Consider the following 22,376-nt stretch of genomic DNA (forward strand, 5'->3'; position numbering starts at 1 on the left):
CAGGTAATCACTCATTCACTACTTTTTTCTTCAACCTGAATCGCAAAAAAGAGATTACAATGCAGGCAGTTCCAGTTCAAAATGCTATTGGTATGGTTCTCTGTCACGACATCACTCGAATCGTTCCGGGTGAAAGTAAAGGCCCTGCGTTTAAGAAAGGCCACATCGTTACAGAAGAGGATATTCCTACCCTTCTTGATATCGGAAAAGAGCATCTCTACGTGCTTGATCTTGCCGAAAACCAGATTCACGAAAACGAAGCGGCTATCCGCATTGCCAAAGCCGTTTCCGGTGATGGCATCACTCTAAGTGATGTTTCTGAAGGAAGGGTAAACCTTATTGCAAGCAAAGGTCTGCTGTCCATTGATGTTGAGAAAGTACATCAAATCAATGCAATTGAAGAAGTTGTACTTTCCACAATGCACAATGGCTTGCATGTTCTGTCAGAACGACCAATTGCTGGTACCCGCATTGTTCCTCTTGTTACCGACAGGTCAAAAATTGAAGAAGTAGAAGCTGTTTGCGCCAAGGGCGGCCCTGTTATTCAGATTAAGCCGTTCAAACACCATAAAGTAGGGGTGGTTACTACCGGTAGCGAAGTCTACAATGGTAGAATTACAGACAAGTTCGGGCCTGTAATCCGTAAAAAATTTCACGAACTCGGGTCAAACGTTGTGGAACAGGTTTTTGTTCCCGACGATCAACAAATGACAACAAATGCCATTAACTCATTCTTGAATGAAGGTATGGATTTTGTTGTTGTCACAGGCGGTATGTCCGTTGACCCTGATGACAGAACCCCCGCCAGTATCCGCGACACCGGAGCAGATGTAGTTACCTACGGCTCCCCAACCTTCCCCGGTGCCATGTTTATGCTCGCCTACAAGGATGGCCGACCTATTATCGGACTTCCCGGCTGCGTCATGTATTACCGCGCCAGTATCTTTGATCTCATTGTACCACGCATTCTCGCAGGCGAAACCATTACCCGTAGAGATATTACGAACCTAGGACACGGCGGCTTTTGTGCCGGTTGCGACACATGCCACTTTCCGCTCTGTTCCTTTGGTAAATCGTCATAATAATTGGTTGGTTCTGCTGTAGAACCCTCCTGCCTTACAACCTAATATGTGATGGTACCTTTCACAGCATCAACACCCTTCGCCTTGTGTTGTACCACGCTGCTTGATCGCCTAGGTACCCGAGAGGAGTTTCCATGCTTAAAAAAATGCTCCATGTTAACGGCGTAGACCGGATGGTCATATGTGACCAAGACGACTCGCTTGCAAATGTACTACGCGAAAATCTTGGAATCACCAGTGTTAAGGTCGGTTGCGGACAAGGACAGTGCGGTAGCTGTACTGTTGTTGTAGATGGCAAGCTCAAACGCACTTGTACTTTAAAAATGAAGCGCGTTGCTGAGAACACCAAAATTGTTACGGTAGAAGGGGTGGGCACCCCTACATGCTTGCACCCTATTCAGCTTGCATGGATTGCTCATGGTGGCGCACAGTGCGGGTTCTGTACACCTGGTTTCATAGTTTCTTCCTACGCACTGTTGCTTGAAAATCAGTCTCCTAGTCGTGAAGACATTCGTGACTGGTTCCAGAAGCATCGTAACGCATGTCGTTGCACAGGCTACAAACCACTTGTTGATGCAGTTATGGATGCAGCAGCTGTAATTCGCGGAGACAAGACCCGTGAAGAATTAATGAAAGACGTACCGGTTGAAGGCCGCATTCTTGGCACTAAATACCCTCGTCCTTCCGCTGTAGCAAAAGTTACCGGCACCCTCGATTATGGTGCAGATCTTGGCATCAAACTTCCAGGTGACACTCTCCGTCTCGCTTTAGTACAGGCAGAAGTATCACACGCGAAAATTATTTCCATTGACACTTCCGAAGCTGAAAAAATGGATGGCGTCAAAAAAATCATTACTCATAAAGATGTTAAAGGTAAAAACCGCATAACCGGTCTTATTACCTTCCCAAGCAACAAAGGTGATGGTTGGGATCGTCCTATTTTGTGTGATGAAAAAGTATTCCAGTACGGTGATACTCTTGCTATCGTTTGTGCTGATACTGAAAAGCATGCAAAAGCTGCTGCTGCAAAAGTAAAAGTAGAACTCGAACAGCTGCCAGAATACATGAGCGCTCCTGAAGCAATGCAGGATGATGCTATGGAAATTCATCCTGGCACTCCTAATATTTACTACATACAAAACATTGCCAAAGGCAACGAAACTGCACCGATTTTTAAAGATGCAGACGTAACGATTGAAGGCGATTACTATGTTGGCCGTCAGCCACATATGCCTATCGAACCGGACGTAGGCTTTGCATACCGTAACGATAAAGGCAAACTCGTTATCCATTCCAAATCTATCGGCATGCACCTGCACGCTGCTATGATTGCTCCTGGTCTTGGTGAAGATGTTGAGAATCTCGTTATGGTTCAAAACCCAACAGGTGGTACTTTCGGGTACAAATTCAGTGCAACCATGGAAGCTCTTGTTGGTGTTGCATGTATTGCAACTGGTAAACCAGTGTTCCTGAATTACACATGGCACCAGCAGCAAACGTATACTCCAAAGCGTTCTCCATTCTTTATGAATGTTCGTCTAGCTGCTGACAAAGAAGGTAAACTCCTTGGTATGGAAACTGACTGGTCTGTTGACCACGGTCCATACTCTGAATTCGGTGACCTCCTCACCCTTCGCGGTGCTCAGTTCATCGGCGCAGGCTATAACATTCCGAATATCCGAGGCGAAGGTCGTACTGTTTGTACAAACCACGCTTGGGGCTCTGCATTCCGTGGATTCGGCTCACCGCAGTCTGAATTTGCATCTGAAGTTCTCATGGACGAACTTGCTGAAAAAATTGGCATGGACCCATTAGAAATTCGTTACAAAAACGCATACCGTAAGGGTTCCACAACCCCTACAGGTCAAGATCCTGAAGTCTACAGCATTCCTGATATTATCGACACAATCCGTCCTAAATATGAAGAAGCGAAAAAACGCGCAGCAGAACTTTCCACACCGGAAGTCAAACGCGGCGTAGGTATCGCTCTTGGTGTTTACGGTTCCGGTCTTGATGGCCCTGATACCGCTGACGCTGATGTTGAATTAGATGCTCAGGGTTGTGTAACCGTGTACACCACATGGCACGATCATGGTCAGGGTGCAGACATCGGTGCACAGACAACAGCCCATGAAGCATTATCCCCAATGGGTATTCCAGCAGAAAAAGTAAAAGTGTGCCTCAACGACACTAGCAAATGCCCGAATGGTGGCCCAGCTGGTGGTTCTCGTTCTCAGGTTGTTGTTGGACGGGCCATCAAATCAGCATGTGAAGCACTTGTTGAATCCATGAAAAAAGCTGATGGCTCTTACTACACCTATGAAGAAATGGTTGAGAAGAAAATCCCTACACGTGCCAGTGGTAAATGGACTGCTCCTTGTACTGATTGTGACGAAAACAGTCAGGGTAACCCATTTGCTTGTTACATGTATGGCATGTTCCTCGCTGAAGTTAGTGTTGAGTTGGCTACAGGTAAAACGAAAGTTGATAAAATGACTGCGGTCGCTGACATTGGTACCATCATGAACAAACTTGTTGTTGATGGACAGATGTATGGTGGTCTTGCTCAGGCTATCGGCCTTGCGCTTACAGAAGACTATGAAGATATCAAAAAGCATTCAACGATGATTGGTGCCGGTCTTCCATTCGCCAAAGATATTCCAGACGACATGGAACTCGTATACATTGAGTCCAAACGTCCAGAGGGTCCTTTCGGTGCATCCGGTGTTGGTGAACTTCCACTCACCAGCCCACACGCAGCTATCATCAACGCTATCTACAACGCTTGTGGCGCACGTATCCGCCATTTGCCTGCACGTCCTGAAAAAGTACTCGCAGAGCTCAACAAGTAATATAGTACAAACCGTCCGTGCTGCTTTGGCAGCACGGACGTAACTAGCAGCACGCATATGGAACAACACGAATTACGCCAGTGGGAAGCACAATGCACGCAAGAAGATGCGCCGCACTGTCAAGCCCAGTGTCCTTTGCACATTGATGTCCGCACCTTCTGTAAAAAAATGGCTGCGGGTAAAATTAATGAAGCATGGGCTGTTTTGTATAAAAGCATGCCGATGCCGCATATTACCGCCAATATATGCAATGGGTTATGTATGGAGACATGCCTTCGCAAAGATCTTGGCGGCAGCATTAATATGCCGGAGCTTGAAAGCTATTGTGCTGCAAATGCAACTAAAAACCCGCCAGTACGTCCACTTCCTTCTAAAGGCAAGCGTGTACTCATTATTGGCGGAGGACTTTCTGCATTAGCTGCTGCGTGGGACCTTGCTAAAAAGGGTATCAGTCCCACTATCCTTTCAACAGAAGCGTATGACGATGTTGCATCCAATATTCCTGAAAAAGCATTTGAGCAGCATGAACAAGCGATGAAAAAACTCGGGGTTCTCTTCTCCAGCGAGGAATTACCCGAAGATCTAGCCGAAATCTGCACCAAATGGGATGCTGTCCTGCTTGCAACATCTGAAGTAGCAAACCAGTATCCGTGCGAGCTTATTAACCCGAAGACATTACAAACAAATATTTCTTCTGTATTCACTGTTCCGTTCCCTTGTATTGCTACCTCGATAGAACGTATTGCCCTTGGCAGAACGTTAGCATTATCTGCGGAACGGTCTATACAGAATGTATCCCTCACAGCAGGGAGAGACACTGAAGGGCCATACCAATCCCGCCTGCAAACTGCAGTATCGTCTGTCTCTTCACTTCCACGTCTTCCTGCAGGTGATGAGGGATATGATGAAGCGACGGCTATGCTGGAAGCCGGAAGGTGCCTACAATGCGAATGTATGCAGTGCGTAAACAACTGTGTGTATCTGGCAGAATTCAAAAGCTACCCTAAAGTATACGCGCGGCATATATACAACAATGCCGCAATCGTTATGGGGACACGACATGCCAACAAAATGATCAACTCCTGCATGTTGTGTGGTCTTTGCGAAGAAATTTGTCCTGAAGACTTTGCAGTCCAGAATCTCTGCCTGACAGCACGACAAGAGATGGTGGCAGATTCCACAATGCCACCTTCTGCACATGAATTTGCACTCCGCGATATGGCATTTGCCAATACTGCGGGTATGCTCGCAAAGAATGCACCTTCCGCTTCCGCTAGCACGTACGCCTTCTTTCCGGGATGTCAGCTTCCTGCAATTTCGCCGCATCTTGTTGAAAGCACATATAATTATCTACGCGATTCTCTGGAAGAGCCGGTGGGGTTATTTATCCATTGTTGCGGAGCTCCTGCACACTGGGCAGGACAAAAAGATCTGACGGAGGCAACAACGCGCCAGATTCTTCAGCAATGGGAGATCATGGGAAAACCGGAACTCATTACCGGTTGTCCAACATGCGCCTCTATGTTTGCAGAACTACTGCCACAGATTCCAACCCGATCTTTATGGGAAGTTCTTGAAGAAGTAGGTCTACCTGCAAAAGCCCGCATGCCACAACAGCCATATGTACTGCATGACCCGTGTTCAACCCGCCATGACGAACCTATGCGCGCACATGTTCGTGCCATCATAGAAAAGCTTGCCGTTTCGATTACAGAACCACGTCTTTCCGGTTTATTAACAGAATGTTGTGGTTTTGGGGGATTGCTTGACTCTGCCAACCCTGAGCTTTCCCGCAAGGCATCTCAGCACAGGGCAGAAACCCTCTCTGCATGCACAGAAGATGAACAGGATGTGCTCACGTATTGCGCCATGTGCCGCGACATGCTTGCAAGAACAGGCAAACGTACAATTCACCTGCTGGATATTCTTTTTCCGAATTGTAATGCTGCCCTTTCATGCTGCGATGCTGACCCCGCAACCATACCTGTTACAGGTTTTTCAGACCGCCGCGAGAACCGTATACGCCTCAAGGAGCATCTGCTCACGACAGTATGGGGCGAGGCGGAATCTGTCACAAAAGAAAACGCACCAACAATCACATACACGGAACAAGCAGCAGCCAATATGGAAGAGCGGCGAATTCTGCGAAGCGATATTCGCAAAGTTGTGGACTATGTAGAAGCGACTAATTCAAGTTTATTCAACACACAAACCCAACGCAACGTTGCCAGCTTCCGCCCTGTAGGTGTTACCTACTGGATCGAATATACGAAAGATAATGACGCATACTGCATCCACAATGTCTGGTCACACCGTATGCAGATTATTCCTCCAAAATAAGAGCATGCTATGAATACGCTACAGGTTTTACACGACGATTTTTCTCATTGGAAATGCACACAGTGCAATGAACAGCTCGTTTTTACGGCCGTGGAACTGGTGTATCTTGAAAGTAAATTTTCGGTTGAATTACCCACCTGTCCCGCGTGCGGCTATGTGCTCATTCCTGAATCTCTCGCCACAAGTAAAATGGCAGAAGTGGAACAATTACTGGAAGATAAATGAGTACTCCGCTTTGGCAGCATCCTCTCATGGCAACATTGGAAGATGGCGCACTTCGTCCCGGTGGGCTTTCACTTACCCGCAAGACCTACGATAATTTGAAGATTTCATCTCCTATGCGTGTTCTGGATGCCGGATGCGGCACCGGAATCACAGGTAAATTTCTTCAACAAGAATATAGCGCTATTGTCACGGGACTTGACCTTTCCTATCAAAACACGCTGCAAACTCGTGAAAGACAACTCCCTGTCGTACAAGGAACCGTGGAACAACTTCCATTTCCAAACGCGACATTTCACATAGTCAACTGCGACTGCGTCCTCTCCCTCAGCAATTCTCTGGAAACAACTATTTTAGAATTCTCACGGGTACTCTGCGCTGGTGGCACACTGCTTCTTTCTGACCTCTACAGGCGTAAGGAACAGACAGAACAAACGGTAGCAACGCCCAATATATCTTCTGAGGTAGCACCAATTCCCGTTAATTCAGAATCCGAAAACAACAGCTGTAGCTGTAGTAGTTCACCGCTTCAACTTAAAAAACTTTTTGCTGCGCTTACACAAGCAGGTTTTGTGCACACAAGCAGCACTGACTGCACAAAAGAGCTGAAAGAGCTGACAGCGAAACTTATTTTCTCCGGCATTGCACCGTGCTGCCAAAGCGATGCAAATACCGCGGACAGCCGCACGAAAACTTTCGATAAAAGTATCGGGTACATCCAAATTAGAGCCTTAAAAAAGGAATGACATATGCTTTCCGACATCCAACTGCAATTGCTTCAATGGGCTGGCAAAGGGTATTGTTGCAGCCAAATCCTAGTCGGCATGGCGCTGGAATATTCCGGCATTGAAAACCCGCAGCTAATCAGAGCTGCAGAAGGATTATGCAGCGGGATGTCCAGCTGCAACGGTACATGCGGGCTGCTTACAGGCGGATCCTTAATGTTAGGTCTATACGCCGGGCATGACGCAGAAACAGAAGAAAAAGACGAACATCTCTCCCTCCTTCTAGAATCCTTCACAGACTGGTTTACGCAGAAAGCAACAGCGCAGTATGGTGGCATTACCTGTGGACAAATTCTGGGAGAAACCAGCGGCGCCCCCGTACCGGACACAAGCAAATGCGGTTCTCTACTTGCTGAAACATTCACTTACATTGAATCTCTGCTCGCTGAATACGAGTACGAAATTTCCGCAGTAAAAGAGTAGTTATGTCTGACCACGTTTCCCATACAGAAAGTGTTTGTCCTGAATGTCTTCAACGCATTCCAGCCATGCGTGTTACCCACGGGGAAGAAACACGTCTTGTGAAACATTGCCCACAACACGGCGCTTTCTCAACTCCTGTCTGGCGCTCTACACACACCGCAACAGTTTTTAAGGATTGGTTACGGCCTAAAACGCCATCAACACCGCCGACGATATCCACATCTGTCGACAAAGGCTGCCCATTTGATTGCGGCCTGTGCGAAGAGCACCGTCAACACAGCTGCATGGCACTCATCGAGGTTACATGGAACTGCAACCTATCCTGCCCAGTCTGCTTTGCATCAGCTGAAAATAAAGCAACATCCCCCACTCCGAAAGAGCCTACAAAAGAAGAACTCATTCAACTGTTGGAAACCACCATGCGCAACACAGGCGGTTGCAATCTTCAATTTTCCGGTGGGGAGCCAACCATACGCGATGATCTTCCAGAGCTTGTCGCAGAAGCAAAACGCATCGGTTTCCCGTTCGTTCAAATTAACACCAACGGAGTTCGTGCCGCACACGATCCTGAATATGTAACTGAACTTGCGGCCGCTGGTGTTGACTCCGTATTCCTACAATTTGACGGGTTACGTGAATCGACATGGAAAGCATTCCGCAATGCGGATCTTCGCGAAATAAAAGCAAGAGCAATCGAAGCCTTTGCAAAAGCAAAAATAGGCATTGTTCTCGTACCGGTCATTTCGCCTCTCATTAACAAGGACGAAGTCGGCGACATTATCCGTTTTGCCATAGATCACGCACCAGCCGTACGCGGTGTTCATTTTCAGCCTATCAGCTATTTCGGACGATATCCTGTTGCCCCTGCCGACGCTGAACGCATCACACTGCCGGAACTGGCTGAAGAACTGGAACGACAGACAGACAACCTTGTTGCTACAGGTGACTTTGTACCCCCGACATGCGAACACGCGCTCTGCTCATTCCACGCAAATTACATTATCAACGAGGACAACACACTCCAGCTGCTGTCTGTTCCTAAAAAGACATGTAACTGCAAGCCGAAACCGGCAGCAGAAGGAGCAGAAAAAGCGCGCTCTTTTGTACGCAGCCAGTGGGCTGCGGCTGAATTAGAAAAGAAACCTCAATCTCTATCCAACGAACTTGATTCGTTCATTCAGCAAGCATCAATACGGCGCTTTGCCATCTCAGCCATGGCGTTTCAGGATGCATGGTCACTGGATATTGAACGACTGAAAGGATGCTGCATCCACGTAGTTGCACCGGACGGTAGACTCGTCCCATTCTGTGCCTACAATCTCACTGCGGCAGATGGAACGACATTGTATCGCGGGAAGTAGTTTTTTGATTTCGTCGCCTCCGGCGGGCAGGGTACCGTCCTTGCATTTCGAGAGAGAAACACCCTCTCGACTGCGAGTTATATTACCTGATTAACATCAGCCATTCTACACAAAGAATATATCGTCACTTATGAACATAAAATAGCCGAACGCAAAAACTCTTTACTAACAAAATATTACTGTCACCGATGATATATTAGCGCCAGCCATCAGAAACTACAGATGTCTCTCGAACAGGATAGAAATGCTAAATTTGATTGAAGAAAGTCCAAAGCAACAGCATGTTAACCGGATAAATCCGTTAGATGCACAGGCTCAGCAAGATATGCGAACTGAGGCTCCAATCTCTCAGGCTCAGATTGAAGCATGGCAACTTGGCAAACTCAAAAATGTTTGCAGCTATGCGCGGGAAAACGGAACTTTTTATGCTGAACATTTCCGCGGGCTGGATTTTCAACATATTGCATCACGAGAAGATTTTTCAAAACTTCCACGAACTACAGCAGCGGATATAAGAGAAGCGCCCCTCAAGTTCCTTTGTACCTCGCAGGATGACATTGCGAGGATCGTAACGCTGGCAACTTCCGGTTCCACGGGAAATCCGAAGCGTATTTTTTTTACACAGGACGAGTTGGATGAAACAATCGCATTTTATAACAACGGGATGCGGTGCCTTGTTGATGCTGGAGATACGGTTTTAGCCCTTCTTCCCGCTCCCAAACCCGATAGTGTCGGCACGTTACTGGCGGAAGGGTTACGTTCACTGGGGGCCAAGCCCGTTCTAAACCAAGATCCTGATAATGTTTCTGCTTCACTTGCCCTGTTTAGCAAACATGCTCCTGACTGCGTTGTAGGAACTCCAGCGCACGTTCTTGCCTTGATAAAGCTGTGGAAGCATGAAGGCGGTATGGATTCTCCAGTAAAAAGTGTTCTGCTGTGTTGGGATGCCAGCTCCCGCGCTGTTCGCAACTACATTGAAAAGGAATGGAACTGCCACGTTCATACCCATTGGGGAATGACTGAAACCGGACTTGGCGGTGCTGTCAGCTGTGCGCACAGTAAAGGCATGCACCTGCGTGAAACAAATATATATGTTGAAATTACAAACCCGGAAACTGGATTAGTTCTACCGGATGGAGAACGAGGCGAAATAGTTGTCACGACCCTTACAAGAAAGGGCATGCCACTCATCCGATACCGAACCGGCGATGAATCGCATATTATGACAGAAGCCTGCCCGTGTGACTCACCGTTACGCAGGCTCAGTCCGAATATCCGGAGAATGGCTCTGCCTGAAGGTACGCCGGACTGGTTCCGGTTTATTACCCCAACACTCATTGACGGGGTACTGACCGCTGTCCCATATTTTCTCGCCCAGCAAGCACAATACAGGGTGGCACCAAATACGCTGGAAGTAACTGTTGACATGAGCAATAACTCGTCCCAACAATTAACCTGCGTTAAGGAGCTATTATGCGATCTTGTTTCTCCGTTGTATAATGCTCCGGATATATTGTGTTTACCGGGCAACCATAACAAAAAAATATCTATTGGATTCGCAAAACGCAAAATTTGCATCGTATAGCGAGGTTGCAATGAATTCTATTCTCTCAGATATCACAAACAAACTTGCAACGCATAACTGCGTTCTTGCCACAGTCATCTCCAGTACCGGTTCAACCCCCCGATCCTCCGGCGCACACATGCTTATCTGTCCGGAGGGCGAATTCTACGGAACAATCGGTGGAGGTCTTGTTGAAGCAAAAGTTCAGGAAACCGGCGCAAGGTTTCTCCCGGGTAAAACAGGCGCTGCGGCCCTGCACTTTTATGAATTAGACAACACAAAAGCTGGCGCTCTGGGTATGTCCTGTGGAGGCTCACTAACAGTATTGCTGGAACGCCTTACACCAGACCATTATACAGAATTTGTGCAGCTGAAGAATGATGTACTGAAAGGCAACGCAAGCTCACGTGAAGCTTACTACGTACAAAATAGCGACATATGGACTCGCATCACAGCCGACCAATTGGCAGACGCGAAATACGCTGATGCATTACACTCCATCCGTGCTTCCAAAGAAGCTGCAACATCAGACACAGGGCCATTGCTTCTGAATGAACATTCTCTCCAATATTTTTCTGAAACATACCATCCGACAGCTACTGTCATTATCGCCGGAGCAGGGCACGTTGCAAAACCTACGGCAGAAATAGCTCACATTGCCGGATTCTCCGTCATCGTACTGGACGACCGCGACGACTTTGCCAATACAAAACGCTTCCCGAATGCACACGTCATGGTTGTGGACTCATTGGACGACATCCTCTCCGACGTCACCGTGCATAAAGACTGCTACGTTGTCATAGTAACCCGCGGACACGAACACGACAAAACTGTGCTGCAACAAATACTCACAACTCCGGCAAAATACATTGGAATGATCGGCAGCAAAAGCAAACGTGACGGGTTATATGAACGTCTCCGCGAAGAAGGAGTCACAGATGAAGCTATTGCCCGTTGTCATTGTCCTATAGGGTTACCCCTTGGAGGAAGAACTCCGGAAGAAATAGCAGTAAGTATTATTGCAGAGATTGTTCAAACAAAAGCACAAGGATAATCTGATGCTCAGGGCATATGGAATACTTCTGGCGGCAGGGTACAGTTCCCGTATGGGCCGATGCAAACCGACCTTACATCTTGGGGATAAGACCACGCTGCAAACGCTTGCGGATGCGTTCATACAAGCAGGAGTCACCCCCATTGTTGTTACAGGCTACGCCAGCGAAAAGATTGAACAGGAATGCAAGCGGCTTAACCTCCAAGCTGTGTATAATGCCAACTTTGATGACGGCATGTTTTCTTCTGTTCAAACCGGTTGCAATGCTCTCCCTGATGATGCTGATATTTTTTTCATCACTCCCGTAGATATCCCTCTTATCCGTTCCAGTACTATTACTGCGCTTCTCAACCACGCCGCAAAGACTAAAGCAAACGTCATCCACCCTATTTTAGATGACAGTCTTCTTACCCCGCTTCCTGAATTCCTGCACAAGACAGAAGGCAAGCGTGGACACCCCCCTTGTTTGCGGGCATCACTCAAATGCGAAATTCTGAAATACAATGGAGACGGCGGACTGGCCAAGTTATTAGACCAATATACGGATACCACCCATTACCTACCGGTTCTGGATAGTGGAATGTTACTGGATATGGATACACCTGAGGATTACGAAAAGCTGTGCCGCATACAGACACTCAGATCTGTTCCATCTGTTCAGGAGTGCTATGCTATATGGAATGCTGTTGCATTACCAACGCATATCCGAAATCACTCGCTTGCGGTAACAGAAGTTGCCCACCGTATTCTGGAGAAAATTCCCGACAATACTCCACTTTTTAAACAAACCGTCATCTCAGGGACACTGCTACACGATATTGCGAAGGGGGTACCGCAACACGCTAATGCCGGAGCCCGTATGATTACCGAACTCGGTTTTCCGGCAGTTGCACCTTGCATCGCAACACACTCAAAACTTTCCGCAACAGAAGGCGCTGTGACAGAAGCTGAACTCGTTTTTTTAGCAGATAAATTTATAGACGGCACTAGCAGATGCACGCTGGAACGACGGTACGAAGAAAAAATGGCATGCTACGCAGCCTCTCCGGAAGTTGTGAAGGCTATTCAACAAAAATTACTACAAGCTCAAGCTATCCTGCACAAAGCGGAATTAGCAACAGGTACCGATTTAACCGCATTACTCACCAAAGAAAAGCGGTCCTGAAATGCTTTACCTTATTCGTCACGGCGAAACAGTACTGCATAAAGGCACCTGTATAGGGCAAACAGACATCCCTCTGGCAGAAAATGGCATTACATACATATCCGAAAAAACACTCCCGCAATTGCTCGCCTTACGCCTTGAACAGCCGCGTATTGTTTCCAGTCCGTTACGCCGAACAATGCAGACCGCTGAAATTCTTGATAACAAACTGGAGACAGGAATTACTCAAGAGCCGTCCTTACGAGAAATAAACATGGGCACATGGGACGGACTTCCGTTCTCGGATATCAAAAAACGCTGGCCAGACGCATATGAGCAACGCGGTACAGACTTTGCCTATTTTCGGGCACCTATGGGTGAATCCTTTTTTGATGTCCAGCGACGAGCTCTGGAAATAATTCTCCCACTATGCCGTGAACCAGAGCCTGTTATTCTTGTAACCCACGCCGGCGTTATCCGCACCTTACTCTGTGCAGTTAACCAGACTCCCTTGCAAAATCTTTTCTCTTATAAACCTGCAACAGGTTCCATAACCTTAATCAGCAAGCAAGCGTTTCTAACAAACGAACTATGTCTGGAATAAGTTTTCAAACAAAAATCCCCCACCACAGAGAATATATGGCGGGGGATTTTTATACTGAAAGAAATTCCTGTAAGGCGGGTGTGCACTTTTGTGCCAGAGCATATCCTTCGTCATACAGTTCATATAACTGGCGCTGATTGCGGCAGACTCGTCCGACACCAAGAGTACTTTCAGGCCGAATCACAAAAACATCACCCCGTTTTTCCTTTGCTTCGATGGTTGCCAGTACATCGTTGTATTCTTCATGACGATGTTCCAGCACTCTGTTCAATTCAGGAAACTGTGGGTACCGCCATTTGCACAACAAAACCGATTTACTTGCGCGCTTTCGGTAGCCTGCTGGCTGTGTCAAAATCAGAACAGGCTTTTCGCCATGCTCAAGACACTGCTGCAAAGGAATGGGGTTCGCGATTCCGCCATCCATATATAGTACACCATTGTACTCCACCGGCTTAGCAATAAGCGGAAGGCTCGCTGATGCCCGCATGATTGTCAGTACATCATCTCTGCTTTCAAGCATGCTCTTCTCAAACATCACAGCATTGCCTGTATAACAGTCCGTTACACCTATCCAAAACTTAACGGAGTTATTCTTAAACGTTTCATAATCGATCGGTACAATATGCAACGGGATGTCACGGAAAATAAAATCCATCCCGAATAAATCCCCGCCTTTTAGTAAACGGATATAGCTAAGGTATCTGCTATCATTAACAAAACAAGTGTTTGTTATCCGGTTACGTTCCGGCTGCTTAGAAATAATATTTGCACCATTACAAGCTCCCATGGACACGCCATACAAGGAAGAAAACACAAAACACATGTCTGTAAAATGCCGTAAAACACCAGCAGAAAAATTACCGCGCAGGCCTCCTCCTTCAAGAACAAGCCCTGCAGCTGCATCTGATTGCACTAGCCATACCCTCCTAAGTAATCGCATCTACAACAACAAGATGTTGTCCGTCTCAAAGAAATATAGTCGAAAGTTCTTCAAGAGAATAGCAGCCAACGCTTATTTCTATCTCATAGAAATCATCTATACTTCTACAACTTTTTATCCACAACGTGACGAATGCAATAATTACAAAAAAAGCTCTTACATCTTCATGTAAGAGCTTTTCTACTTATAATGTTGAAATGACTTATATGTAGCTCACAGTTACGCCACCGTCCGCATCAACAAAGACAGTACAAAATAATACACTATCGTTGTTCACCCCAGAACAGTGCAATCACCTTTTCATTCGGGGCACGGCCAAGATACGATCCTGCAACGAAGGCACAAAGTGCTACTATCGTTGTAGGCACAATAGCATGGATACCGCCCATTGCCGGCTTCATAATACTAATTGTAATGAAGCTGGCAACACCAAACAGAATTGATGCTACAGCGCCCGTCGCGTTTGCACGTTTCCAGTAGAGTCCCAAAATGATCGGCCACAGGAATACAGCTTCCAGCCCGCCAAAGGCAAACAGGTTAATCCACACAAGCAAATCTGGTGGTTGAATAGCTGCCACAAAGACCAGCATTCCGATGACAGCAGTTGAAATCAAACTCATACGCTGAATGCTCACAGACGGCATCATAGAAGCATCGCCTTTAAGCCTGTAATGGACATACAAATCTTTAACAATCGCAGCGGAAACCAGCAAAAGCATAGAATCCACAGTGGACATAATTGCAGCAAGCGGTCCGGCAATAAAAACACCAGCCCAGAACGGTGAAAGTAACTCCATGATCAACGACGGCATGGCGAGGTCACCAGCCGGAAGATTTGGAAGAATAGCACGCCCTAACGCGCCGGAAAGATGCGCACAGAGAATAATAAATCCAATAATCAGCGTACCGATAATCATGGCATCATGCATTGCTCGGGAATCTTTATACCCCATGCAACGTTGAGTTGTCTGCGGCAAGCCTAGAATCCCCAATCCAACAAGAATCCATAAGGACAAGGTAAACGGCTGTGGAACAGCATTGCCCGGTCCGGTCGGAGTGATCAGTCCGGAATCAATGCCTTTAAGTGTGGTTATGCACTGCTCCATTCCTCCACCGGCATTGACAATAGCCAGCAGAATAACAACAACAGCCACAACCATAATGATACCCTGAATGGCATCCGTAATAACAACCGCCCGAAAACCACCCACAGCAGTATACAGAATGACCGTAACGCCAAACAGTACCAGTCCGACTATATACGGGTATCCAGTTACCGCCTGAAAAAGTCGTGCTCCGCCGATAAACTGGGCGAGCATCGCTGCCATAAAAAATATGAGTAAGGCAACTGAGCAGAGAATAACAACGGCATCGCTTTTATAGCGTGCACGCAAGAAATCTGTGATAGTCATTGAATTAGTTTTGCGGGCAATAATGGCAAAACGCTTGCCGAGCACACCAAGTGTAAGGAACGTGGTCGGCACTTGAATCATGGCAAGAAATACCCAGCTCAACCCATAGCGGTATGCAACACCAGGGCCACCGACAAAACTACTTGCGCTTGTGTAGCTCGCGATAATGGTCATAGCGAGAACAAAGCCTCCCATAGAGCGACCACCGATAAAATAGTCCTCCATGAACCCCTGAGAAGACTTAGATGCTGCTTTATTACGCGCCCAAAGGGCAACCGCAAATGAAAGTGCCAGATACAGCACTACAGGAATGATTGTAATCAACGCATTACTCATGCGATATTTCCTTTATTAGAATCCACGGCGTGCTGTCCGCTGTCGTCAGTGCCAGAAATCTCATCGTCAAGCGGCACTTCTTTAAAAAAGAAACGGACTATTCCCCAAAGAAAAATCGTAATAAGAGGATACCCGACTATGCAGCTGTAAAAAAACCACGCAGGCATGCCCCATACATACGAGTACTGCTCCGGATCACCGTCACCCATTCCATATCCGAAAATGAACCACCAGATAAAATACAGTGCGTACGCTCCCAAAGAGAACAATGCCTCCTTGTTAGCCTGAGCAAAACGCCAGTCCTGTTTCTGTTTATTCATATAATACACCTGTACATTTTTTTACCCCGCAAGCAGCAAGGCTTTACAAAAAGCAATCAATACTAAAAAGCTCTCAACAACGCGTTACAACGCTGCCGCTTTCAATAAGTGAAGGCTCAAAAATGGCTTTACGGTTCTGTCCATTTTGAGCTTCACACATGCTCTTACAATATTCATTTAAGAGGTAGATAACATCCAATTGCTTGCTGCCTTCTGCCCTAAAGTACATAAGAAAACAAGTCATCGGGCAGTGTTTTCATCTCTTGGAACTAAGCAAGACTTCACAAGAGCATACCACAATAACTGCATCGCTTTTTTTCATTTCCCGACAACGCAAAAAAGCTCCTGCGTGAATGTGCAGGAGCTTTTTATTCTATTTTTTTACATAACAGATGATTGAATCAGAAACATCAAATGCTGAAGATTTAGATCACATAACAGCTTTACATTATATCAAAGCGCCTTACTCCAAACATTCATGCTTTCAATCCCTTCCGCAATACAAGTATTGTTCGGTAATCTTCCACAATACCTATATCCTGCTCTTGCAAACGTTATATTCATTCCCGGCGAGACAGCTCTAGCAATAGTATACGCAGTTTTAATACCCATAGTGCGCATGTAAGACTCCATCTCGGTCAATAAACAGGAAGCAAGGCCGTTGCCTCTATGGGGCGGAAGTGTCGCAAAATCTGTCATCTCAGCGTTCCCCATACTGGCATCTACTTCCGCAGATGATACCGCAACAAGCTGTTCCCTGAAATGTACTCCGAAGTAGTAAGTCTCTTCAAGCATAGTCTGTTCAATAAAAGCGGCATCATGTACCGGGAAAGGATACTTTTTAAAAACTTGCTGAAAAACATTTATCATCTCTGGAATGTCATTCTTCTTCAATGTGGTTATTGTGTATCCTTCAGGTAACCTCTTGGATATATTGTTTGCTTTTTCCTCCGCTAGTGCACGCACGCTTTCAAACGTAGTCTCTAAAATTTCATTGCGTCTTTCTGGCTCGAAGTATCTGGCAACAAAAACTCCGTCACCTTTATGGGCATACATATCTGGAACACGGGCTTCCTCCTCAAAGCTCTGTGCTGTAAAAGCATCAAGCATTGTTTCAGGAACCTTTGCGATAACCTTTGAGTATCCTTCAGCTACAGCGATATCAGACAGACTTCGGGCAGCAATATCTGGCGAACCACCTAACTTAAGCAAGTAAGCTCTGTTGCTACTATGCCCATGCTGAATAGTATTACCCATTACTGACACCACTCTATCAAGCTGCATCGTCTCTCCTGTCCATACGTTCATTTTCTTTCGGCGTCAGGCTCAATGTGTCATCCCAGTCGCACAAAAGCTTTTCAATACCGATAGCCTTTTCACAACCATCATCTTCTTTAAGGGCAAGAGTGCAGTTGTTGCATTTTCTATCGCAATAATGAGAGTCATAACTTTCTGGCTCATTATATGTAGTGATTACACCTTCATAATTCCTGAGCACCACTTTGTGCGTTCCCCAGGAAACAATGTAGTTTGGCATAACAGGAATCTTACCGCCACCACCTGGAGCATCCACAACATACGTTGGTACAGAGAAGCCCGAGGTGTGTCCCCGCAAGCTTTCAATAATCTCAATTCCTTTACTGACAGGCGTACGGAAATGAGTAAGTCCTTCTGACAAATCGCACTGGTACAAATAATAAGGACGCACCCTGTTTTTAACCAACTTTTGATTCAAAGTGCGGATCAACCGCTGGCAATCGTTGACTCCTGCTAATAAAACACTTTGGTTGCCCATAGGAATGCCCGCATCCGCCAACATTGCAAGTGCCTTTCGCGAAGAAGCAGTCATTTCTCTCGGGTGGTTGAAATGGGTATTTAACCAGAGAGGATGGTGAGTTTTCAGCATCTCAACAAGATCAGTCGTAATTCGCTGAGGAAGCACAACCGGCATTCGTGTTCCAATACGTACCACCTCTACGTGTTCAATGGCGTCCAGTTCTCCCAACAGCCAATCAAGTCTCTCATCCGATAGCATGAACGGATCACCGCCGGAGAGCAACACGTCCCGTACACGCGGTGTATTACGAATGTATTCAAGTCCCATTTCCATTTGTTTACGATCAGGAATAAAATCCGTATCGCCAACTTTGCGCTTTCGCGTGCAATGTCTGCAATACATTGAACAGAGGTTACTAACATGAAAGAGTACCCGATCAGGATACCTGTGTGTAATCCCCGGAACAGGGCTGTCTTTCTCCTCATGCAGAGGATCAGCCATATCGTGCTCAAAGACATCCAATTCACGTTCAGAAGGAAAACACTGCCTGAAAACAGGGTCATTTTCATAATCATCTGCTTCGATAAGGGACAGATAGTAAGGAGTAATAGAGATTGGGAACTGCTGTGCAGTCGCCTCGTAAGCCGCCCGCTGCTCATCTGTAAAAGTTATTCCAAGCAATCTTTCAAATGTCTTAACATCGCGAATACTGTGTTGAATATGCCATTTCCAGTCATGCCATCGCGAAGAGGGGCCTTTTTCATCAAGTCCATGAACAAAAGCTTTTTGCTGGGCATTAAGTGGAGTCATGTATAATCCTTGTATTGTTAAATAGGGTAACTATAAAATCGAATGGTTACAACGTCAGTAAAAGAATATGGACTGCTATGAACTTTAAAAGCAAGATATAGAAAAAGAGAAAAAGCAAAAAGTATCCATAGTACTAAGAACACAACATTGAAATTTGATAGCTTTGAGTTACTATCCACTTTCTTTATCCTCGCATAAGATTCTTTTAAAACATGCAATCTGTGACGCATCACTGTAATCCGATACTCAACATACATTATGCAGAACAAAACAAAAGGGGACGGTTTGGGGACTTATCGGGGATAAGCCCATACCTGAAATAAAAAAAGCTCTTACACGTACGCGCAAGAGCTTAATTTACTTGACATATTAAAGAGAAAATTCCCCTTAGCTGTAAAAATTTGATGTAATCAACTGGGGACGGCTCTTCCTTTAACCGTCTAAGGGACAGACATTACAAAAGACATCGGACGCCCCCCAAGCACCACAAGCAATGTCCGCATGGAACAGTTGTGCCGTAACAATCCATTTCGAATGGATCATTGCGTCCAGTCACGTCAACACAAGGAACAACGGAACAATTTGTACAATATGGATATTCATATTTCAAAACTTGCTCACGGAAGTTTCGGTACTCGTCACTATTCCAGATCTTGAGAATAGAAGAAGTCAAAACGTTACCGAACGTTCGAGGAGTCACCTTTTTAATATCACCATCCATAAAACATGAATATTCATGCCATAAGAAATAACATGGATGAACCTCTCCATCCGGAGTTATATGAGCAACACCTTGTTCGACAAAATCGCACTTTCTCTCATAGGCCGCCGAAATTGGTGGTAACGTAATATCCACATTATACTTTGCAGCAACGGCTCGCGCTTTCTCAAAAATAGTTACAAGCCATTCCTGTTCAGTACGCTTTTCGTCTGTGGTCCATTGCATAAGATTGGACAAATGCATGGGAATCCCCTTAGCCAGAGCAGCCTTCACATGCTCATTAACAAATGTAACAAGCCGTTTTTCATCTTCTGTCTTCTTAACCATCCAGAGCACTTCGAAATATCTTCCAAGATCAAGCCCACGCTCTTCTGCTTCTGCCAGCCAACGCTCATACTCTGCTAAGGACTGTTCGGTGTTCGGATTAAATAATTCCTGTTCTGCCATACTCTCACCATATGGAAGCATATGTGTAACCAGAGCAAATTCCGCCCCTTGTTCGGCTGCCCATTTCAAAGAGTATGGAAGTGAAGCGGCATTATCGCGCATTATAACAAACTCTACGCCAACCGATACATTGCGTTCCATAGCCTCGGAAGCACGCTGTATATATTCAAATGCATGTGTAATCCGCCCGACATCTTCACCACCATGAAATACACCCTGCTCGCCAACCATATCAACAGATATACAAATTCGATCCAAGCCCGCCGCAACAAGCTTCTTTGCAAGCTCAAACGTTAACAACATGCCGTTTGTTTGAAAGCTAATAACGGCATCCGGTGCCATCAATTCCCGAGCCCGCCTGATCATAGGAACAAGTTTTTTAGCCAGCAGAGGTTCACCAATACCATTCAAAAGTAGTGTCTTGAGGTATGGGAACGCAGGCTCCAGCTTATGAAAAACCTCCATGGACATATCCACTTCTGGAATTCGTGCTCCCTTAACCTGTTTTACACACATTGAGCACCGCAAATTGCATCTGGTGGTTGTCTCGACATACAGTTTTGAAGGATACATATCCTGTGAAATATTCATCTCTCTGCTCGCGCTTTTCTATTCGACCTTGCTTTAACTATTTTTTTTCTGACAAACGTACCCCTGACACAAAATCGCGATTACTCGCCATGCATAAAGGCTTAAACATAGACTGGAAACGAGAAAAGCTCACATCTATCCCAATGACACTTCTCCATTCCATGAAATACCTCAGTAGCAGAAAAACTTCACACTTGCGACTATGCGCCTAACAACGTCAATCGAATTCAGCATCGTACAGCAAAGGCTGAACCACCACCTGCCTTCTCAATCCAACTACCAAACAAACCAAATAAATATAGCCTTCGGCAACTCCACATTGCAGTCTCAAAAGGTCATTATCGACAGGTACGACAACGAAAGCAGTATCCTTTTAAAAACGTTGTGACCTGCCCAAAAATACCGCACTGTACAATCATAAAAGTTTATCTTTTCAAAGTGTTATATCACATATACTATTATTCTCTCTAAGCAATCCCTTACCTTGCCATAGATCTACAACATAAAAATATCAGGAGGAGTCATGTATCCAATTCCACATCGTTCCAAAACACAACGTCATCTTCTAGCCGTCGGACTCTTAATGATTCTCATTCTGTGCATATCTTCCTTTGCACAGGCCTCCGATCCACTTCCATCGTGGAACAACGGACTCGTAAAAACAAAAATTATTCAATTTGTTTGTGATGTCACAAATACGAACAGTGAAAACTATGTTGCTCCCAAAGAGCGTGTCGCTGTATTCGATAATGACGGAACGTTATGGGTTGAACAGCCAATATCTACACAGACCGTTTTCACCTATGACCAAATCAAAAAGCTGGCACCGCAACACCCTGAATGGAAGACCATGCAACCCTTCAAGGCTGTACTGGAAGGAAACATGTCAGCAGTAAGCTCTTTCGGTACAAAGGGTTTTATTAAAATGATAGTGACAACACATTCCGGCATGACGGCCACGGAATTCACCAATGAGGTCAACGAATGGATATCAAAAGCAAAACATCCACGCTTTAAATGCTTGTACACAAACTTGGTTTACCAACCGCAATTAGAGCTGCTGACATTTCTGCGCGCTAACGGATTCAAAACATATATTATTTCCGGTAGCAGCATGGCGTTCATGCGCCCATGGACTGAAAAAGCCTATGGTATCCCACCTGAGCAGGTTGTTGGATCAAGTGTTGTCACCGAATTCAGGATAGTTGATAACAAACCGGTTATCATCAGACTTCCCAAGAACAATTTCACCGACAATAGAGCCGGCAAACCTATTGGCATATATCAGCATATTGGAAGGCGCCCTATCTTTGCCTTTGGCAACGCAGACGCAGATATGCAGATGATCCAATACACTAAGGCCGGTAAAGGCAAGCGCTTAGGGTTGTTTATCCATCATACCGATGCCAAACGCGAGTATGCCTATGACCGCAAAAGCAACATAGGCAGATTGGACAAGGTGCTCGATATGGCATCCAGCAATGATTGGATCATTGTCGATATGAAAAAAGATTGGGGACAAATATTCCCCACCCCGAAATAAAACACGCCTAACCAACAGCACCTTTGAACAAGAGGCGTTGATGGCAAC

At 45.9% G+C, this 22,376-nt stretch carries 18 protein-coding genes; 12 read left to right on the forward strand and 6 right to left on the reverse strand.

Annotation, left to right across the window (positions count from 1 at the left end):
* Positions 1–59 precede the first annotated feature (59 nt).
* From F461_RS0104850 to F461_RS17120, 11 genes are all read left to right on the forward strand, one after another.
* Positions 60–1,082 (forward strand): molybdopterin-binding protein, encoded by a 1,023-nt coding sequence (locus F461_RS0104850; protein WP_020000029.1) that lies wholly within the window; start codon positions 60–62, stop codon positions 1,080–1,082.
* 134 nt (positions 1,083–1,216) lie between these two features.
* Positions 1,217–3,934 carry a molybdopterin-dependent aldehyde oxidoreductase gene (locus tag F461_RS0104855; protein ID WP_020000030.1) on the forward strand — a complete coding sequence of 906 codons (2,718 nt, stop codon included), beginning with the start codon at positions 1,217–1,219 and terminating at the stop codon, positions 3,932–3,934.
* A gap of 57 nt (positions 3,935–3,991) precedes the next feature.
* Positions 3,992–6,274, forward strand: coding sequence for a pyridine nucleotide-disulfide oxidoreductase/dicluster-binding protein (locus tag F461_RS0104860; protein ID WP_020000031.1), 2,283 nt, complete (start codon positions 3,992–3,994; stop codon positions 6,272–6,274).
* 9 nt (positions 6,275–6,283) lie between these two features.
* On the forward strand, positions 6,284–6,499 hold the full coding sequence (locus tag F461_RS0104865; protein WP_020000032.1) for a DVU_1557 family redox protein: 216 nt from the start codon (positions 6,284–6,286) through the stop codon (positions 6,497–6,499).
* The gene (gene trsM, locus F461_RS18515; protein ID WP_020000033.1) at positions 6,496–7,242 is read left to right on the forward strand and encodes a DVU_1556 family methyltransferase; all 747 of its coding nucleotides are present in this window, start codon (positions 6,496–6,498) and stop codon (positions 7,240–7,242) included. Before F461_RS0104865 ends, trsM begins: the two co-directional genes overlap by 4 nt.
* Positions 7,243–7,245: 3 nt before the next feature.
* A complete protein-coding gene (locus tag F461_RS0104875) occupies positions 7,246–7,704 on the forward strand; it encodes a DVU_1555 family C-GCAxxG-C-C protein (RefSeq protein ID WP_020000034.1) in 459 nt (152 codons plus the stop codon).
* 2 nt (positions 7,705–7,706) lie between these two features.
* Positions 7,707–9,065 carry a radical SAM (seleno)protein TrsS gene (trsS, locus tag F461_RS0104880; protein ID WP_020000035.1) on the forward strand — a complete coding sequence of 453 codons (1,359 nt, stop codon included), beginning with the start codon at positions 7,707–7,709 and terminating at the stop codon, positions 9,063–9,065.
* 244 nt (positions 9,066–9,309) lie between these two features.
* Positions 9,310–10,650 carry a DVU_1553 family AMP-dependent CoA ligase gene (locus tag F461_RS17115; RefSeq protein ID WP_020000036.1) on the forward strand — a complete coding sequence of 447 codons (1,341 nt, stop codon included), beginning with the start codon at positions 9,310–9,312 and terminating at the stop codon, positions 10,648–10,650.
* A gap of 10 nt (positions 10,651–10,660) precedes the next feature.
* The gene (locus tag F461_RS0104890) at positions 10,661–11,683 is read left to right on the forward strand and encodes an XdhC family aldehyde oxidoreductase maturation factor (RefSeq protein WP_020000037.1); all 1,023 of its coding nucleotides are present in this window, start codon (positions 10,661–10,663) and stop codon (positions 11,681–11,683) included.
* A gap of 4 nt (positions 11,684–11,687) precedes the next feature.
* Positions 11,688–12,848: a DVU_1551 family NTP transferase gene (locus tag F461_RS0104895; protein WP_020000038.1), complete on the forward strand. Its 1,161-nt coding sequence runs from the start codon at positions 11,688–11,690 to the stop codon at positions 12,846–12,848.
* A gap of 1 nt (position 12,849) precedes the next feature.
* On the forward strand, positions 12,850–13,431 hold the full coding sequence (locus tag F461_RS17120) for a histidine phosphatase family protein (RefSeq protein ID WP_020000039.1): 582 nt from the start codon (positions 12,850–12,852) through the stop codon (positions 13,429–13,431).
* Positions 13,432–13,480: 49 nt separating this feature from the next.
* On the opposite strand, the gene F461_RS0104905 is transcribed toward F461_RS17120, so the two are convergent.
* From F461_RS0104905 to F461_RS0104935, 6 genes are all read right to left on the reverse strand, one after another.
* On the reverse strand, positions 13,481–14,344 hold the full coding sequence (locus F461_RS0104905) for a patatin-like phospholipase family protein (RefSeq protein ID WP_020000040.1): 864 nt from the start codon (positions 14,342–14,344) through the stop codon (positions 13,481–13,483).
* Positions 14,345–14,634: 290 nt separating this feature from the next.
* Positions 14,635–16,119: a sodium/pantothenate symporter gene (gene panF / locus F461_RS0104910; protein ID WP_020000041.1), complete on the reverse strand. Its 1,485-nt coding sequence runs from the start codon at positions 16,117–16,119 to the stop codon at positions 14,635–14,637.
* Positions 16,116–16,439, reverse strand: coding sequence for a YhdT family protein (locus F461_RS0104915; RefSeq protein ID WP_020000042.1), 324 nt, complete (start codon positions 16,437–16,439; stop codon positions 16,116–16,118). Before F461_RS0104915 ends, panF begins: the two co-directional genes overlap by 4 nt.
* A 453-nt stretch (positions 16,440–16,892) precedes the next feature.
* Positions 16,893–17,723, reverse strand: coding sequence for a putative beta-lysine N-acetyltransferase (ablB, locus tag F461_RS0104925; RefSeq protein WP_020000044.1), 831 nt, complete (start codon positions 17,721–17,723; stop codon positions 16,893–16,895).
* A complete protein-coding gene (kamA, locus tag F461_RS0104930) occupies positions 17,713–19,026 on the reverse strand; it encodes a lysine 2,3-aminomutase (RefSeq protein WP_020000045.1) in 1,314 nt (437 codons plus the stop codon). Before kamA ends, ablB begins: the two co-directional genes overlap by 11 nt.
* A gap of 454 nt (positions 19,027–19,480) precedes the next feature.
* Positions 19,481–20,785 carry a radical SAM/SPASM family putative metalloenzyme maturase gene (locus F461_RS0104935; RefSeq protein WP_020000046.1) on the reverse strand — a complete coding sequence of 435 codons (1,305 nt, stop codon included), beginning with the start codon at positions 20,783–20,785 and terminating at the stop codon, positions 19,481–19,483.
* A 523-nt stretch (positions 20,786–21,308) separates the two neighbouring features.
* Between F461_RS0104935 and F461_RS0104940 the strand changes: the two genes are divergently transcribed.
* Positions 21,309–22,328: an HAD family hydrolase gene (locus F461_RS0104940; RefSeq protein WP_020000047.1), complete on the forward strand. Its 1,020-nt coding sequence runs from the start codon at positions 21,309–21,311 to the stop codon at positions 22,326–22,328.
* Positions 22,329–22,376: the final 48 nt, after the last annotated feature.

The organism is Halodesulfovibrio aestuarii DSM 17919 = ATCC 29578, assembly GCF_000384815.1.
GTDB classification, from domain to species: domain Bacteria; phylum Desulfobacterota; class Desulfovibrionia; order Desulfovibrionales; family Desulfovibrionaceae; genus Halodesulfovibrio; species Halodesulfovibrio aestuarii.

Excerpts from the sequence above, each read along its gene's own strand:
- F461_RS17115 (WP_020000036.1), top strand. The coding sequence starts at position 9,310 with ATGCTAAATTTGATTGAAGAAAGTCCAAAGCAACAGCATGTTAACCGG.
- F461_RS0104860 (WP_020000031.1), top strand. The coding sequence starts at position 3,992 with ATGGAACAACACGAATTACGCCAGTGGGAAGCACAATGCACGCAAGAA.
- kamA (WP_020000045.1), bottom strand. The coding sequence starts at position 19,026 with ATGACTCCACTTAATGCCCAGCAAAAAGCTTTTGTTCATGGACTTGAT.
- F461_RS0104890 (WP_020000037.1), top strand. The coding sequence starts at position 10,661 with ATGAATTCTATTCTCTCAGATATCACAAACAAACTTGCAACGCATAAC.
- F461_RS0104865 (WP_020000032.1), top strand. The coding sequence starts at position 6,284 with ATGAATACGCTACAGGTTTTACACGACGATTTTTCTCATTGGAAATGC.
- F461_RS0104875 (WP_020000034.1), top strand. The coding sequence starts at position 7,246 with ATGCTTTCCGACATCCAACTGCAATTGCTTCAATGGGCTGGCAAAGGG.
- F461_RS0104895 (WP_020000038.1), top strand. The coding sequence starts at position 11,688 with ATGCTCAGGGCATATGGAATACTTCTGGCGGCAGGGTACAGTTCCCGT.
- F461_RS17120 (WP_020000039.1), top strand. The coding sequence starts at position 12,850 with ATGCTTTACCTTATTCGTCACGGCGAAACAGTACTGCATAAAGGCACC.
- F461_RS0104940 (WP_020000047.1), top strand. The coding sequence starts at position 21,309 with ATGTATCCAATTCCACATCGTTCCAAAACACAACGTCATCTTCTAGCC.
- panF (WP_020000041.1), bottom strand. The coding sequence starts at position 16,119 with ATGAGTAATGCGTTGATTACAATCATTCCTGTAGTGCTGTATCTGGCA.
- F461_RS0104935 (WP_020000046.1), bottom strand. The coding sequence starts at position 20,785 with ATGAATATTTCACAGGATATGTATCCTTCAAAACTGTATGTCGAGACA.
- trsM (WP_020000033.1), top strand. The coding sequence starts at position 6,496 with ATGAGTACTCCGCTTTGGCAGCATCCTCTCATGGCAACATTGGAAGAT.
- trsS (WP_020000035.1), top strand. The coding sequence starts at position 7,707 with ATGTCTGACCACGTTTCCCATACAGAAAGTGTTTGTCCTGAATGTCTT.
- F461_RS0104850 (WP_020000029.1), top strand. The coding sequence starts at position 60 with ATGCAGGCAGTTCCAGTTCAAAATGCTATTGGTATGGTTCTCTGTCAC.
- ablB (WP_020000044.1), bottom strand. The coding sequence starts at position 17,723 with ATGCAGCTTGATAGAGTGGTGTCAGTAATGGGTAATACTATTCAGCAT.
- F461_RS0104855 (WP_020000030.1), top strand. The coding sequence starts at position 1,217 with ATGCTTAAAAAAATGCTCCATGTTAACGGCGTAGACCGGATGGTCATA.
- F461_RS0104915 (WP_020000042.1), bottom strand. The coding sequence starts at position 16,439 with ATGAATAAACAGAAACAGGACTGGCGTTTTGCTCAGGCTAACAAGGAG.